The sequence below is a fragment of the Serratia sp. CY33525 genome (assembly GCF_052169115.1).
Lineage (GTDB): Bacteria > Pseudomonadota > Gammaproteobacteria > Enterobacterales > Enterobacteriaceae > Serratia > Serratia sarumanii.
The window spans coordinates 711557-725631 of record NZ_JBJNLK010000002.1 but is presented as its reverse complement, the minus strand read 5'-3'; the positions used below and the strand labels follow the sequence as shown (position 1 = coordinate 725631).

At 57.8% G+C, this 14075-nt stretch carries 13 protein-coding genes; 4 read left to right on the top strand and 9 right to left on the bottom strand.

Annotated features, from left to right (window positions below; all coding sequences use genetic code 11):
* Nucleotides 1-24: 24 nt before the first annotated feature.
* Genes ACJ8IM_RS08370 through ACJ8IM_RS08360 form a run of 3 tightly spaced genes read right to left on the bottom strand, consistent with a single transcriptional unit; the run spans nucleotide 25 to nucleotide 4626 of the window.
* Nucleotides 25-3105 (bottom strand): MexW/MexI family multidrug efflux RND transporter permease subunit, encoded by a 3081-nt coding sequence (locus tag ACJ8IM_RS08370; protein ID WP_101455809.1) that lies wholly within the window; start codon nucleotides 3103-3105, stop codon nucleotides 25-27.
* 10 nt (nucleotides 3106-3115) lie between these two features.
* Entirely contained in the window at nucleotides 3116-4201 is a 1086-nt protein-coding gene (locus ACJ8IM_RS08365; protein ID WP_033646555.1) for an efflux RND transporter periplasmic adaptor subunit, read from the bottom strand.
* Nucleotides 4198-4626: a DoxX family protein gene (locus ACJ8IM_RS08360; protein ID WP_033654208.1), complete on the bottom strand. Its 429-nt coding sequence runs from the start codon at nucleotides 4624-4626 to the stop codon at nucleotides 4198-4200. Before ACJ8IM_RS08360 ends, ACJ8IM_RS08365 begins: the two co-directional genes overlap by 4 nt.
* Nucleotides 4627-4770: 144 nt before the next feature.
* Here ACJ8IM_RS08360 and soxR point away from each other — a divergent pair, with 144 nt between their 5' ends.
* Nucleotides 4771-5241, top strand: a complete 471-nt coding sequence (gene soxR / locus ACJ8IM_RS08355) for a redox-sensitive transcriptional activator SoxR (protein ID WP_033637918.1) — start codon at nucleotides 4771-4773, stop codon at nucleotides 5239-5241.
* 7 nt (nucleotides 5242-5248) lie between these two features.
* Here the strand turns inward: soxR and ACJ8IM_RS08350 are convergent, their stop codons facing one another.
* Entirely contained in the window at nucleotides 5249-6178 is a 930-nt protein-coding gene (locus tag ACJ8IM_RS08350) for a LysR substrate-binding domain-containing protein (protein WP_033646557.1), read from the bottom strand.
* A gap of 150 nt (nucleotides 6179-6328) precedes the next feature.
* Here ACJ8IM_RS08350 and ACJ8IM_RS08345 point away from each other — a divergent pair, with 150 nt between their 5' ends.
* Nucleotides 6329-6589, top strand: coding sequence for a DUF1471 domain-containing protein (locus tag ACJ8IM_RS08345; RefSeq protein ID WP_033637916.1), 261 nt, complete (start codon nucleotides 6329-6331; stop codon nucleotides 6587-6589).
* A 48-nt stretch (nucleotides 6590-6637) separates the two neighbouring features.
* Here the strand turns inward: ACJ8IM_RS08345 and ACJ8IM_RS08340 are convergent, their stop codons facing one another.
* The 5 genes from ACJ8IM_RS08340 to ACJ8IM_RS08320 all read right to left on the bottom strand — a co-directional run bounded on the left by ACJ8IM_RS08340 (nucleotide 6638) and on the right by ACJ8IM_RS08320 (nucleotide 12357).
* Entirely contained in the window at nucleotides 6638-7708 is a 1071-nt protein-coding gene (locus ACJ8IM_RS08340) for a fimbrial protein (RefSeq protein ID WP_033654211.1), read from the bottom strand.
* An 18-nt stretch (nucleotides 7709-7726) separates the two neighbouring features.
* Entirely contained in the window at nucleotides 7727-10219 is a 2493-nt protein-coding gene (locus tag ACJ8IM_RS08335; RefSeq protein ID WP_060420523.1) for a fimbria/pilus outer membrane usher protein, read from the bottom strand.
* A 15-nt stretch (nucleotides 10220-10234) separates the two neighbouring features.
* Nucleotides 10235-10930 carry a fimbrial biogenesis chaperone gene (locus ACJ8IM_RS08330; protein ID WP_033637911.1) on the bottom strand — a complete coding sequence of 232 codons (696 nt, stop codon included), beginning with the start codon at nucleotides 10928-10930 and terminating at the stop codon, nucleotides 10235-10237.
* 49 nt (nucleotides 10931-10979) lie between these two features.
* On the bottom strand, nucleotides 10980-11564 hold the full coding sequence (locus ACJ8IM_RS08325; RefSeq protein ID WP_033637910.1) for a fimbrial protein: 585 nt from the start codon (nucleotides 11562-11564) through the stop codon (nucleotides 10980-10982).
* 181 nt (nucleotides 11565-11745) lie between these two features.
* Nucleotides 11746-12357: a response regulator transcription factor gene (locus ACJ8IM_RS08320; protein WP_060420521.1), complete on the bottom strand. Its 612-nt coding sequence runs from the start codon at nucleotides 12355-12357 to the stop codon at nucleotides 11746-11748.
* A 403-nt stretch (nucleotides 12358-12760) separates the two neighbouring features.
* Here ACJ8IM_RS08320 and ACJ8IM_RS08315 point away from each other — a divergent pair, with 403 nt between their 5' ends.
* Nucleotides 12761-13558 carry a winged helix-turn-helix domain-containing protein gene (locus ACJ8IM_RS08315; protein WP_060420519.1) on the top strand — a complete coding sequence of 266 codons (798 nt, stop codon included), beginning with the start codon at nucleotides 12761-12763 and terminating at the stop codon, nucleotides 13556-13558.
* On the top strand, nucleotides 13559-14041 hold the full coding sequence (locus ACJ8IM_RS08310) for a hypothetical protein (protein WP_033654214.1): 483 nt from the start codon (nucleotides 13559-13561) through the stop codon (nucleotides 14039-14041).
* Nucleotides 14042-14075 lie beyond the last annotated feature (34 nt).

Sequence of the window (14075 nt, the reverse complement as noted above, 5' to 3'; positions counted from 1 at the left end):
ATTTTTCATACGGGCGCCGGCGGTTTATTCCGCCAGCGCCTTTTGCGCCGCGGCCAGTTCACGCTGCCGGGGCGACGCCACCGCGTGATCGCGCGCCAGCAGCGTATACACCGTCGGCAACACAAACAGGGTGAACAGCGTGCCCACCAGCATGCCGGATACGATCACCAGCCCCAGGCCGAAGCGGCTGGCGGCGCCGGCGCCGCTGGCGAACAGCAGCGGAATCAAGCCGAACACCATCGCCCCGGTGGTCATCAACACCGGCCGCAGGCGAATTTGCGCCGCCTGCAAAATCGCGACGCGGCGCGTCAGCCCCTGATGCATCTGCAACTCGTTGGCGAACTCCACCATCAAAATGCCGTGCTTGCTGATCAGCCCGATCAGGGTCACCAGCCCGACCTGGGTATAGATGTTCATCGTGGCGTAGCCCAGCGCCAGCGGCAGCAAGGCGCCGCAGATCGACAGCGGCACGGTGATGAGGATGATCAGCGGATCTTTCAGGCTCTCGTACTGCGCCGCCAGCACCAGATAGATGATCACCAACGCCGCCAGGAACGCGAATGCCAGCGCGCTGCCTTCCTGGGTATATTGGCGCGAATCCCCCTGCCAGTCGTGGCTAAACTCGGCCGGCAGCGCATTGGCCTGCCGTTCGAGGAAGGCCACCGCTTCGCCCATCGAAACGCCGGGCGCGGGAATGGCCTGCAGGGTGGCGGCGTTCTGCTGGTTGAACTGGATCAGCTTGTTCGGCTCGACCTTAACGGCCACCGACACCACAGTGGAGAGCGGCACCAGCGTATTGTCCTGCGTGCGGACGTACTGTCGCGCCAGCGCCTGCGGCGTCAGCCGCTGTTCGCGCAGGCTCTGCGGGATCACGTCATAGGCGCGGCCGTCCATGCCGAAGCGGTTGAGGTAGTTTTCCCCCACCAGCACCGCCAGCGATTCGCCGATGTCGCTCATGCGGATCCCCAGACTGTTGGCCTTGGCGCGATCGATATGCACCTCCGCCAGCGGGTTGTTGTAGTCCAGATCGCTGTCCACCACCATAAACAGGCCGCTGTTTCTGGCGTTCTGCTTCACCTCTTCCAGGGTGCGATACAGCTGCGGGTAGTCCTGCGGCGTGCGCAGCACCATCTGCACCGGCAGCCCGCCGGTGGAGCCCGGCAAGGCGGGCAGCTGGAAGGCGAAAATGCTGGTGCCTTCGACGTCATTCACCGCCCGCTGCAGATCGGCCTGCACCGCCGACGCCGAGCGCTGGCGCGCCTGCCACAGCGTCAGGTTGATGCCGCCGATGCCGGACGCCGTGCCGTCGCTGCCGTTGATGATCCAGCGGCTTTCGGTTTCCGGCATGCGGTTGTAAACCTCGTCCAGCTTGTAGGCAAAGCGTTCGACATAGTTCAGGTTGGCGTGCTGCGGCGCCTTGATGGCGGTCAGTACGATGGCCTGATCCTCGGTCGGCGCCAGCTCGCGCTGCGGCATCAGGTACAATAGCGGCAGGCTGATCATCACCAGCAACGCCAGCGCGCCGGTCAACCAACGGTGGCGCAACGAAAAATCCAGCGCGCGCGCATAGCGCCGCGTCAGACCGCCGAAGAACCACTCGGCGGCGTGCGCCACGCGCCCTTCGCTCTGTTTGGCCGGCAGCAGGAGCGAGCTCATCACCGGCGACAGCGTCAGCGCCACCACGCCGGACACCACTACCGCCCCGGCCAGCGTCAACGCAAACTCGCGAAACAGCGCGCCGGTCAGCCCGCCCATCAGGCCGATCGGCGCATAGACCGCCGCCAGCGTCAGGGTCATGGCGATCACCGGCCCCGCCACCTCGCGCGCGCCGATCATCGCCGCCGCCAGCGGCGTTTTCCCCTCTTCGATATGACGATGCACGTTCTCCACCACCACGATGGCGTCGTCCACCACCAGGCCGATCGCCAGGACCATCGCCAACAGCGTCAGCAAATTGACGCTGAAGCCGAAGGCCAACATCAGCCCGGCAGCGCCAAGGATCGACAGCGGAATGGTCACCACCGGGATCAACACGGTGCGCAGCGACCCCAGACACAGGTAGATCACCGCCACCACGATCACCAGCGCTTCAAGCAGGGTATGCACCACTTCATCGATCGAGGCCTGAATAAAGCGCGCGGTTTCGAACGCCAGCGCCATCTTCACGCCCGGCGGCTGCATCTTGTCGATCGCCGGCATCAGGTGACGAATGCCGTCGACGATCACCAGCGGGTTGCCGGTCGGCGTAGGGAAGACGCCGAGGAACACCGCCGGTTCGCCATCCATCAGGGCGCTGGTTTCCGTGGCCGCGGCGCCCAGCTCCACGGTGCCGACGTCTTTTAAACGCACCAGGCCATTGCCGTCGTTGCGCACCACCAGATTGCGAAATTCCTCAACGCTGGTGAGATCGGTATTCACCCGCACGTTGGCAACCACATACTGCCCTTTCACCTTGCCCGGCGCCGCCTGGTAGTTGTTGCGCCGCACCGCGTCGGCCACGTCGGCGGCAGTCAGGCCGCGGCCGGCCAGCCGATCGCTGTCCAGCCACAGGCGCATCGCCATTTTTTGCCCGCCGAACACTTCCACCTTGGCGACGCCGTCGATGGTGGTGAACATCGGCTCCACCACCCGCGTCAGGTATTCGCTCAGCGCCGGCGTGGACAGCGTTTTACTGGAAAAGCCGACATAGGCCACGGCGGTGGCCTCACCGGCGGAACGTTCAATCACCGGATCGTAAGCCTGCTCCGGCAGCTTGTAGCGCACCTGATTGACCTTGGCCATCACTTCGGTCAGCGCCTGGGTGGAGTCGCGGTTCAGCGCCATGCGCACCGTCACCACGCTGCGCCCCTGCACCGAAGAGGAAGAAAGGTAGTCAACGCCCTCGACAGAGGACACCGCCTGGGCGATCGGCTGCGTGACAAAGCCCTGCATCAGCTCGGACGACGCGCCGGGATATTCAGTGCTGATGGTGATGGTCGAGTTTTCCAGCAGCGGGTATTGGCGGATCGGCAACTTGCTGAGCGCCAGCGCGCCGAACAGCAGGATCAGGGTGCTGACCACCAGCGCCAGCACCGGCCGGCGCACGAACAGATCGGTAAATGTCATCGGTCTCTCCTCAGGAACCGGCCTGGGCGGCGTTCAGGGTATCCTGCGCCACCGGCTCGGCCGCCATGCCGTCGCTCAGCTTGAGCTGGCCCGAAGTCACCACCCGATCGCCTTCCTGCAGGCCATTGACGATCTCGACGCGCCCGTCGTTGCGCTCACCCACGGTGACCGAAACGCGCTTGACCGTCATGCCCTTTTCACCCTGCTGGGCCAGAAACACGGTATCGCCGTACGCGGTATAGGTCAGCGCCGTTTCCGGCACCGTCAGCACCGCCACGCGCTGCTGCTGCGTGACGCGAATGCCGGCGTACATGCCGGCCTTCAGCAATCCCTCACGGTTGGTCAACGTCGCCTGCACCTGCACGGTGCGGGATTTGCCGATCATCGGGTCGATAGCGGTAATGACGGCGGGGAAAGCGCGATCGGGATACGCCCCAACCTGCACCGACACCGCCTGGCCTGGCGCCAACCCGGCGCTGCTTTGTTCGTCCAGCGAAAAGTTGACGCGCAGCGTATCGGCGTCCACCAGGTTCGCCACCGCCTCGGCGGCGTTAAGATATTGCCCTTCATGCACGCGGCGAATGCCGATGACGCCGGAAAACGGCGCGCGGATCGCCTTCTGCGCAATTTTGGCCTGCGTTTCCCGCACCGCGCCAAGCGCCATATCCCGCTCGGCCAGCGCATCGTCCAACTGTTGCCGCGCAGTGGCATTGAGGTTCATCAGTTTTCGCATGCGCCCCAGCAGCAGATCGGCGTTGCGCAATTGCGCCTGCAGACGCACCAGCTCAGCCTGTTCGACCGCATCGTTGAGCTGCACCAGCAACTGCCCCTGCCGCACCGTTTGGCCAGATTCGAACAGGATGCGCGTGATGCGGCCGCTGGTTTCCGCCGCCACCTCCACCTGGCTGGCCGCCTCCAGCTCGCCCACGCCGGCGTAGCTGCGCGCCGCCTGTTCACGCAGTGCGGGCGCCAGCGCCACTTTCACCGGCGGATAGGCCGGTGCGCCTTCGCTTTGCCGCGCGGTGGAACGCATCGCTACCGCAGCGACGACGAGTACCGCCAGCAGCGCCGCGATAATGAGATATCGTTTCATCATGCAGCCTCACGCGTGTTGGCCAGACGTTGACGCAAACGGCTGGCGATGGCCGTCACCCACAGCCCGCCGATCACCGTGATGTGTTCCAGCGCGAAGTAGAGAGAAATCTGCATATTGGGAGCGGACATATTCCAGAAGGTGTGGACGATCGCGATAGTCAGGATCAGAAACACCGACAGCATGCCGGCGCCCAGCCACACCCACCGGTTCAGCAGGATCAATACCGAACCTGTCAGCAGCACCGCCGCCGACGCCAGGTTGAACAGCCAGGCCGGATGCAAACCGGCGGCGCGCATCTCCGCCAGGCTCCCTTCGATGTCGAACAGCTTGGCGAGCCCCGACGAGATGAAAATCACCATCAAGCACAGACGTGCGAGCAGCCAAAGCCAATAACTGTCCAGAGCGGTGTTGATAAAGCGTTGCATAACGGTTTCTTCCTGATTTTACAGCCAAAGCCATCCTTCTCCCCAATAAGACGGGGGCAGGTCTCGAGAGATGCCGGTTGCCAAGCCCGGCAGGCTGAACTATAAAACCTCAGGTTAACTTGAGGTCAAGTTGAGGAAGATAAAATGGCAAGAAATGAACCGATTGACGCCAATCGGCTATTGACCGTCGGGGAAGTGGCGAAACGCAGCGGCGTGGCGATATCCGCGCTGCACTTCTACGAGAGTAAAGGGCTGATTCAGGCGACGCGCAACGCCGGCAATCAGCGGCGTTATCCGTCGGTGGTATTGCGCTATATCGCGGTGATCAAGATCGCACAGCGCGCGGGCATTCCGCTGGAAGAGATCCGCGCCGCGCTGAGCCGTTTCCCCATCGGCAGCAAGCTGACCTCAGAACAATGGGGAGTGCTGTCCTCCGCCTGGCGCAAAACGCTGGATGAGCGTATTCAACGGCTGACGGTGCTGCGCGACCATCTCGATAGCTGCATCGGCTGCGGCTGCCTGTCGCTCGCCGACTGCCCGCTGCGCAACCCGAACGATATATTGGGCCGGCAAGGAGCCGGCGCGCATATTTTCGAACACCCGGATGGGCAGTGACAGGCGGCTAGGCAACCGGCATCATCGAGAGGCGGCGATTGGCTTCGGCGAATACCGCGACGCTGTGATCGATAAACGCCCGCACCGGCGGCAACAGGCCTTTGCCGCTGGTGAACACCAGATGAACAATGCTGCTCGGCGCACGCCACTGTGGCAGCAGACGCAGCAGTTGACCCGTTCGCAATTCGTTGGCACACAAATGGATCGGCAAAAACGCGACGCCCATCCCGGCAATCGCCGCACTATGCAACGTGCTGTAATCCCCGCAACACAGCCGGGGGACGTGAACGAAAGTACGTTGATTGCCTGCATTATCCTCGAATTCCCATCGATCGCGATCCAGCCACTCCCCCATCGACAACGTCGGCAAGCTGGCCAGCTGTTCGAACGACTGCGGCAAGCCGCCGGCTTTCTCCACCAGCTGCGCGCCGGCGACCAAAATGCGTTGCCGTACGCCAAGATCGCGCTTTATCAATGATTGATCCTGGTCGAAATGACTCGTAATGCGAAACGCCACATCGATCTTTTCGTTGATCAGATCCACATGGCGCTCATGGATCAACAGTTGTACGCGCACGTCCGGGTAACGCGCCATAAACCCCAACAGCAGATGGGAATTATAATACTGCATCAAACCGGGCGGCGAACTGATGCGCAGGCAGCCGCTCACTTCGTCGCGCGCACGGGCGACAATGGCATCGGTCGCCTCCAACCGCTCGATAATCGCCTCACACTGCCGATACACATCGCGGCCAATATCCGTGACGCGGAAACTGCGCGTCGAACGTTCGATTAACCGCGCACCGTAACTCGCCTCCAGACGAGCCACGCGTTTGCTGAGTTTGGATTTGGCTTCGCCGCTCGCCCGCTCGGCTGCGGCGAAACCACCATGTCGCACCACCAAAGCAAACAGTTGAAGATCGTTCAAATCCTGCATGCCCCCTCCTTATCGTTTCCAGTTTGGAAACGATGCATTACGCTTTCAGGCACTACCGCGCCGACACCTCGCTGCTTATCCTTTAGCATAACGAAACAAAAAGATTCAACCATAGCAAAGAACAAGCGTATTGCGCTTGGGGAGAACATCATGAAGAACGTCATGTTGAAAACGATGCTGCTAGGGGCTTTTGTCTTTTCAGGCGCAACAGTCGCGGCAACGCAAATCAATAGTCAACAGGCGGACGCCCTGACGCCGCGCCAGGTGATTACCGTTAGCGGTGCCGCGAATCTGAGCGATGCGGAAAAGATGTTGGCGGACAAAACCGCCAAGGCTGGCGCCCGTTACTACAAAATCATCGCGATCGTAGGCAATAACAAGCTGCACGCCAGCGCGATGACTTATCAATAACCAACCCCGGCAGCGGCGGCTGCCGGTTTTTTTGCACCCACCCATTCATCAGGGATAAATAATGTTCAGCGTGGCCGAGGTGTTGATTTCACCCTGCGTCACGCCATCGCGCTGATAAGGGTAATAATAAGCGCCCATGCCGATGATAAAGTGACTGTTCAGGCTGCCGCCGGCGGCGACGTGAAACAATGAGGTGGCGCTGCCGCGATCGACATTGGAGGGCGACAGTATCACCGGCGAGCTCGGCATATCGCGTTTGACCAGGCGCAGCCCCACCCCTTGCGCGCCGCTCGCGTTGGCATTGGTCAGCACGCTGGCGTCGGAGGCCAGCAGGTTATTGCTGGACAGGAACATCTCGACGGTACGATCGGCGATACCTTCCTGCTGCATGTTCTGGCAGCTGATGTTCAGCGAGAACGGCGTGTAGCCGGGTTGGTTGTTATTCAGCACCTGCGCCACGCCCATTTTCGGCAATCTGACCGTCAGGCCGGCGTTGTCGAAACGGCAGGTGGTGGTTTTGGGCGCGTATTTGATGTTCATCGGCTGGCCATACATATCGCGTTCGTCATAAGGCCAGTTGCCGGTCAGGAGCCAACTGAGTATTTTCCCGACTTGCTGCAACAGCCAAATCGGCAATTCCCATATCTTTATGCCGGTAATGTCCGAGACCATCAGCGCGTCATCCAGCATCAGCGTATCCCCCGGCACCACACGGCCATTTTTGGGCTTCGATTCTAATGAGTAGCGCACGGTCATCGGCGTATTTAACTCGGCGGCGGAATGTTCGCCGCGCTTTGACAGTTCACGATCGCCAATCTTATTGACGATTTGCGCGCGTATCCACTGCGTGCCGTTGTTAAAACCAAAAATAGCCGCATTCTTATTATCGGGCGACAGCTTGAGCGTATAGGTAAATTTGCTCTTTGAAGAACTGCAGTCGAAAGTGCCGACATATTGGGTGCTGTATTGCTCCTCCCACACCGGGGTGTTGGCATTCAGCTTATCGGAGAGATCGACATTCAAAGCCGGTGCAAATGAGATCCCTTTGCCAAAACAGGTGGCATAGCTATAGCCGCTGAACAGTCCGGACAGCAGCAGCAAAAAAATCAGCCTGATCATAGGTTCGGTTATCCTGTATTAGCGGCAAACGCCGGGCGACGCGTCGAGCGCCAGAGTCGGTTTGGCGATGCGGCAACGGCCGTCGCGCAGTTGCACCGTCAACGCCGTTGGCGGCTGTTCGACGCGCAGGTACAGCACGCTGGCCTGGCCGACAAAGCCTATCGACCGGCCGTTTTCATCCAGCACTTCGGCGCCGAACGGCAGCGGTGCACCATCGGCGCGCTGCGCCCGCAGCTGGAATGGCTGACGTTGATCGGTTTCGAATTTCAGGTAGCTGACCGCGCCGTAGTAAGGCACGTGGTTGGCGACGTTGCCGCTGATTTCCGCCCCGCTGCTGTGGCCGGTATCCGACAGCGTGACCGAGTTTTGCCGGTATGGCGTGGCATAGGGCACCAGCGCCAGGCCCTGGGCGTTGGTCACGATGCTTTCATCACCGTTGACCATCAGCCCTTCGGCCTGCGGCGCCTCGACCACCGTCATGGTGTTGCCGATTTCGTTCGACGCCAGCACATGCCAGGGGATCGCCACCAGGCTGCCGCGCGCGCTGAGGCCACTCTGGCGATAATCGTTGCCTTCGCTGTAGGAGACGCCAAGCGTCGAGACACGGGTGCGGTAGGCCGCATTGACGCCGGCCATGTTGTCGCCGCCGCTGCGATTGCTGCCGTTCAACGAGTAGCTCAGACGGTTGGACTCCAGCGCGTTGCCGCTCAGGCTGACCGTGCTTTGCTGATAGTGAGAGTCCGTCGCCGACAGGCCGGTGCTGAGGTAGGCGTTGTTGTCGAACACCGACAGCGGCAGGCTGAACGACAGGTAATAACGCGTCTCTTCCTCACGCTGGCTGTTGCGCACCCGGCTGGCGGAAACGGAGTAGCTGACGCGCCCCAGATTGTTGGAGTACCCCAGCTGGTATTCGCGGCTTTTCGCGTTGGCCGTCCAGTAATCGCGCTGGGAGCCGGAGAAGAACAGCGTGCCCCACCCTTCGTTAAGACGCTGGTTCAGGTTAAGCGTAAAGGTATTTTTCGGCCGGGCGGACCGTAGCGCATCCCAGGTGTTCATATCCAGTTCGGACAAACCCTCCTCGTCGCGCCAGCGGTCAAACTGCCGTTCCAGCTGGCGGTAACCGTCATTAGAGTAAATGGCGTCGGTAAAGCTGTAGTAACCGCGGGTGGAGTAACGGTAGGCCGCCAGCGTGAAGTTGGTCGCGGTGGCATCGAGAAATTTACTGTAGGCGATACGGAAGCTCTGCCCGCTTTCACGGCGGTTTTTCAGGCGGGTATCGGCATGCGTCAGGTCGATGGACACCGCCCCTATCGGCAGGTTCCAGCCGCTGCCGAGCAGCCAGGCCTGATAGTCGTCGCTCAAAATGCTGCCGGCATAGCCGGTTACCAGGTTGTTGAAACCGTACTGCAGGGTGCCCTGCACAAAGCCGGGATCGTAATCGGTATTGCTTTCGTTCACCTTGCCGGCCAGCACGCTGTATTGGCTGACGCCCTGTTTCAACATGTTGGGTACGGCGGAAAACGGCACGCTGAACGACTGTTCACGCCCATCCGCCTCTTTGACCGTTACCCACAGATCGCCCGCCGAGCCGGTCGGCTGAATGCTGTCGAGGGTAAAGGCGCCCGGCGGCACGTTTTCCTGGTAGATCACGTTGCCGTTCTGCACCACTTTCACCAGGGCGTTGGTTTGCGCCACGCCCCGCACGATCGGTGAAAAGCCCTGCTGCGAGTTGGGGCGCATGCTGATGTCCGACGCCAGCGCCACCCCGCGGATGCGCACCGAGTCGAACAGATCCCCCGGCGAATAAAAATCGCCGGCGGTCAGGTTGGATTTGATGTCGGCGAAGCCGCGCTGCAGATAGCGCGTGTTATTCTGCCAGTGGCTCCCCCGCCCGCTGCCGTGGCGAAAGCTGCTGCTGTCGCGAAATTGCCAACCGGCCAGATTGATCCCGGATTCCAGCCCGGTATAAAAATCGTCGTTGTTGCTGCGATTGCCGTCGCCGCGCGCCTCGGCGTGGTAGTACGTCGCGTTGTAGGCCAGCGTCAATGCGGAGATGCCGCGATTCCAGAAGGCCGGATCCACGTATCCCGCCTCCGATCGGTTGACCCGCGCCTGCGGCACCGTCAGCCGCAGGCTCAGCGCGCCGACGTCCATATCGAACCGGCCGCCCTGCACCAGCGTGGCGATCGACAGCGTCGTCTGGGGCGCCTGAGGCGTCGGCAATTGACTCAGATCGATGCCCAGCCGCTGCGCATCCTGGTAGTCGATTTGGATATCGTCGCGTTGGGTGCCAAACAGCAGCGCATAGCGCCCTTTCCAGTCATGGTTGACATACACATCGATCTCCTGCCGGCCGGCAGGCATGTCATTATTGAGGTAAAAACGCGAGAGATCGGAATCGCGCGATTCGCCGGCCAACAGCGACGTATCGAACGTCACCGTCCAGGCCGTATCCGGCAACAAGAATGAAGAGGCGGTCAGCAGCGAGAGGACTTTTTTATTCAGCTTCATTGTTGTTCTTTCAGGTTAGTGTGCGGTGATGGCTTTAGACTTGTAAGCCCCCAGATCGTCGATATACATCAGGTCATAACGGGCGTTTTTGCTAACCGCTCGTTTGCTGGCGGCAAACTGGGTGGAAAACGGCGCGACCATCAGCGAATCAACCAGCAGATGCTTGTCCGCACCCTGGCCTATATTCGCTACCGTAATGAAATACGGGCTTTTATTGATGACGTTGAAGCCTTTGCCATTGGCTTGCAGCGTCAGTTCTTCCAACGCATTTTCCACGCCGCGGGTTAACGCCTGCGGGCGGTAGAACAGTTTGATGCGCGACTTGATCGCCAGCTGCAGCGTATTGGTGCCCTGCAGGTTTTCCGGCGTCGGCGGGATATCCAGCACGTTGAGGTAGAACACCGATTCACGATCCGCCGCCAACGCGGCGCCAACTTTCTGAATACGCAGTTGCTGCCCGCTGTTGCCGTTCACTTTCACCACCGGCGGCGACAGCAAAAACGGCACATTGGCGGTTTCCGGGGTGGAATTGATATCGCCGTCGTCGATCCAGGCCTGAACCAGCGAGGGGTCGGTACCGTTATTCAGCAATTGGACAATCACGTCCTTGTTGTTTGCCGGGTAGATCACCCGCGTGCCGTTAACCACCACATTGGCCTGCGCGCCAACGGAACCCAGCAACAGCGCCGCTATCATCATGTATTTTTTCATCGTTCCCCCGGGTGGCCAGGCCCTATCAAGGGCCTGGCTGTCAGCGCGATTACAGGTAAGAAATGGTGTAAGTCACGTTGGAGCTCAGAGCGCCCACTTTTGCCGCTTCGGCGTTGGTTTTGTAGTAGTACGCGTCCAGCGTCAGGGTTTCTGAATCCGGCGCCTCTTTGTCGCCCATGATGTCGGTGACATAAGGCACGTTCAGCTGGATCGGGGTGGAAGAACCGGTTTCCGCCAGAGAGAAGCCTACGTTCTTCGCGACGGAAGCGTCGTTCTCGTTGACCGAGTTGTTCAGCAAATATTTGCCGTCGGTGGAGATGTTATCCGCGGAGGAGAAGTAGATTTTCAGCGGGGTGCCTGCGGTACCGGCCGCCGGCGAACAGCCGGAGAAGGTCAACGAGAAGGACTTCTTGTTCTTGGTGATTGGCCCGACGGTGTTACCCGCGTCGGTCACCGAGATCGGGCTCAGTGCTACGGTGAAATCCGCGCTCTTGCCGCCGTTAATCGTACAGGTGGTGTCGGTAATGGCGCCGGTAAAGTTAATCACGCCACCGGCGGAATTGTCTTCAGCAAAAGCCACAGGCGCAGCGACCGCGGCCGCCATGATTGCAACAGAAAGCATCTTCTTCATCATGAGATAAAACTCCATAACAGTTTGGTTTGAGAGAATAAATAAAAAGCAGCCGCTGCTGGCGGGATGAAACAATCCCTCCCCGTAATACAGAGGCAAAAGGGTGAACACATTCCTGTTTTTATAAAATCAAGCCATAGCGTTATTCATCAGCCGATAATAAAAGCGACAAAATAACGAACTCCTAGATAACCGCCGAGAAACCGGATGAAATGTCCAATAAATTGTGCACCCGATTCTTCAATCCCATTTTGCGTAATGCACTGCATTTCTGCGTGCTGACCGTTTTTACGCTTTTATCAAGCATTCGGGATACCTGGGTCACCGTATAGCCGAAAGAAAGCAAATGAAGCGTTTTCACTTCACTTTCAGTCAGGCAACTTTTCGTATTGCGGGCCGCCCCACCCTCAACGTTTCCATTTAATGCAGAATGCTGCGAAATATTAGCCAGCAGCAAAGACAATTCCTTATTCATGTCGGGAACTCGCACTCTTTTATCGAGCACCACCACATCACGCGTGACAGAAAGAAATAACAGACGACGCTTCTCTTCTGTCGTCAAAAAAATTTTCACGCCATGAATAGCAGACAATAACGCTGCCGCCATGCTGAAACGCAACAGGCTTTTTATCGCATCATCGACGATCAGAATATCCTGGCAATTTCGCCCCATGGCCAAAGGCAGATCGTCGTAGTAAGCAATAACGTGATCCTTATGAAAAATCCTTGGCGCCAATATCCTTTTCATCGCCTCTCTGAAAAAGATGTTTTCAGATACGATACCGATACTGAGCATACTTCCTCCATCCATGGCTAAAGAAAACGGCGATGCCTTGCACTAAATACCTGCCGTTTTCTTGGAAAAATCGCATTGCCGTTTGGGAGCCATCAATAAGCGCCCGGCACATAAGCAGGCGCCGTAAAACATTAAGATAATTCTGCATCAAATCATTAACAACAGGAACATTATTTTTATTAACGCAAATTTTAATTATTATAATCTAATAAATTAGATTTTTTCAGAATTTAACTCTGTTAAGCATAATAAAAAGAGCAATGCACCATGCATTCTGTTCGTCGAAGAAATAAAAAACACCCTGAATTATTTATGTTTCCCTCCCAGAACCTTGACCTGACCGACGTTTCACTAAATACTAGCCGCGACCTGGAAGCCTATACCATTATAAAAACCTGAATACATGAAATATATTATCGACCTCTGCGTAATCTATGACGCAAATGCGTGTCGTCTCCAACTCATTGATAACGATGAGTCATCGATACGGATATCCAATCCGGCCTCGCGCCTGTTAATTGAAATGCTGACTCATCCGAATATCCCATTGAAACGTGAGGTATTGATAAAAAAGGTATGGGAAGAGTATGGTTTTTCAGGCTCATCGATCAGCCTCAATGTAGCCGTCAGTGAAATAAGGAAAGCGTTCAAACTGCTGGGGAGAGAAACCTCGCCGATAAAGACCCTGGCGAAAGTCGGTTTTTGCTTTACCGCCATGATTGATATTTACCCATCACCGCAGGCAACCGTTAACGAAACTCCCCCTTATTCCGCCTCAGTGCCGCTTTCGTCTTTCCCGTCGGTTGCCGAATCACATAACACGCCGCCGCAGAAACAGGTAAATATTCGCGCTATTGCCGCTATCTGCGGCGCATTTATTCCGCTGTTGTTCGTCGCGGCGTTCTATCCTGTTGAACCGCCTGATCAACCCAGAGAAAATTTAATCTCGTTAGGGAAAAAAGACCGCTGCACCTTGTATTCTCTGGATGCAGACAAGCATATTGATGACGAACTGGAAAAGCGCATGGTCAACCAGGCGCTAGAAGATAGCGGTGTGGATTGTATAGCCAGTAAAGCGGACATCTATTTTTCCTCCGTAAAACACACGTTGACTTATAACACCTTCCTCGGTGTGTGTTATCTCGGCTCACAAGATCGATATACCCAGTGTGTTACCTACAAAATTCTCAACGGAAAATAAATGGCCGCATTGCTCAACCCCAAAATGCTGACTATCGGATTTTTGGCAGTGATTCTCTTCATTGTGCTGTTTCGCATTTTAACCCCCGCCGCGCCTGTGCATATGAATTGCCAGGCCGATACGATCACTAAAAAACGATTAGCTTCAGGCGATGACCTGGAATTAAAAGTGACGGGTAGTTTATTCATCTATGACGAACATCATGCCATGATCGTGCAGCGTGGGGACATCACCGTGAGAGGAAAAACCTACAGCCTGGATAGGAAAATAAACTTTGATATAAAGAGGTTAGATCACGGGTTTTACATGACCACCCACCGAGAAATCAGTAAAACGCCCGACGACAACGCGCCGGATGAGCTGACCCAGGAAATCCCCATGATCTCTCTCGGCATTAAGAACGGCGTTTTTTCGATGCGTAAAGCTCGGCAAGATGCGTACATCGTTCATGGCGTGCTTTTCCCGGTAACGCTATGCCGTTAACCTGAGAACAGAATGCCATAGAGAGACAGCGAAG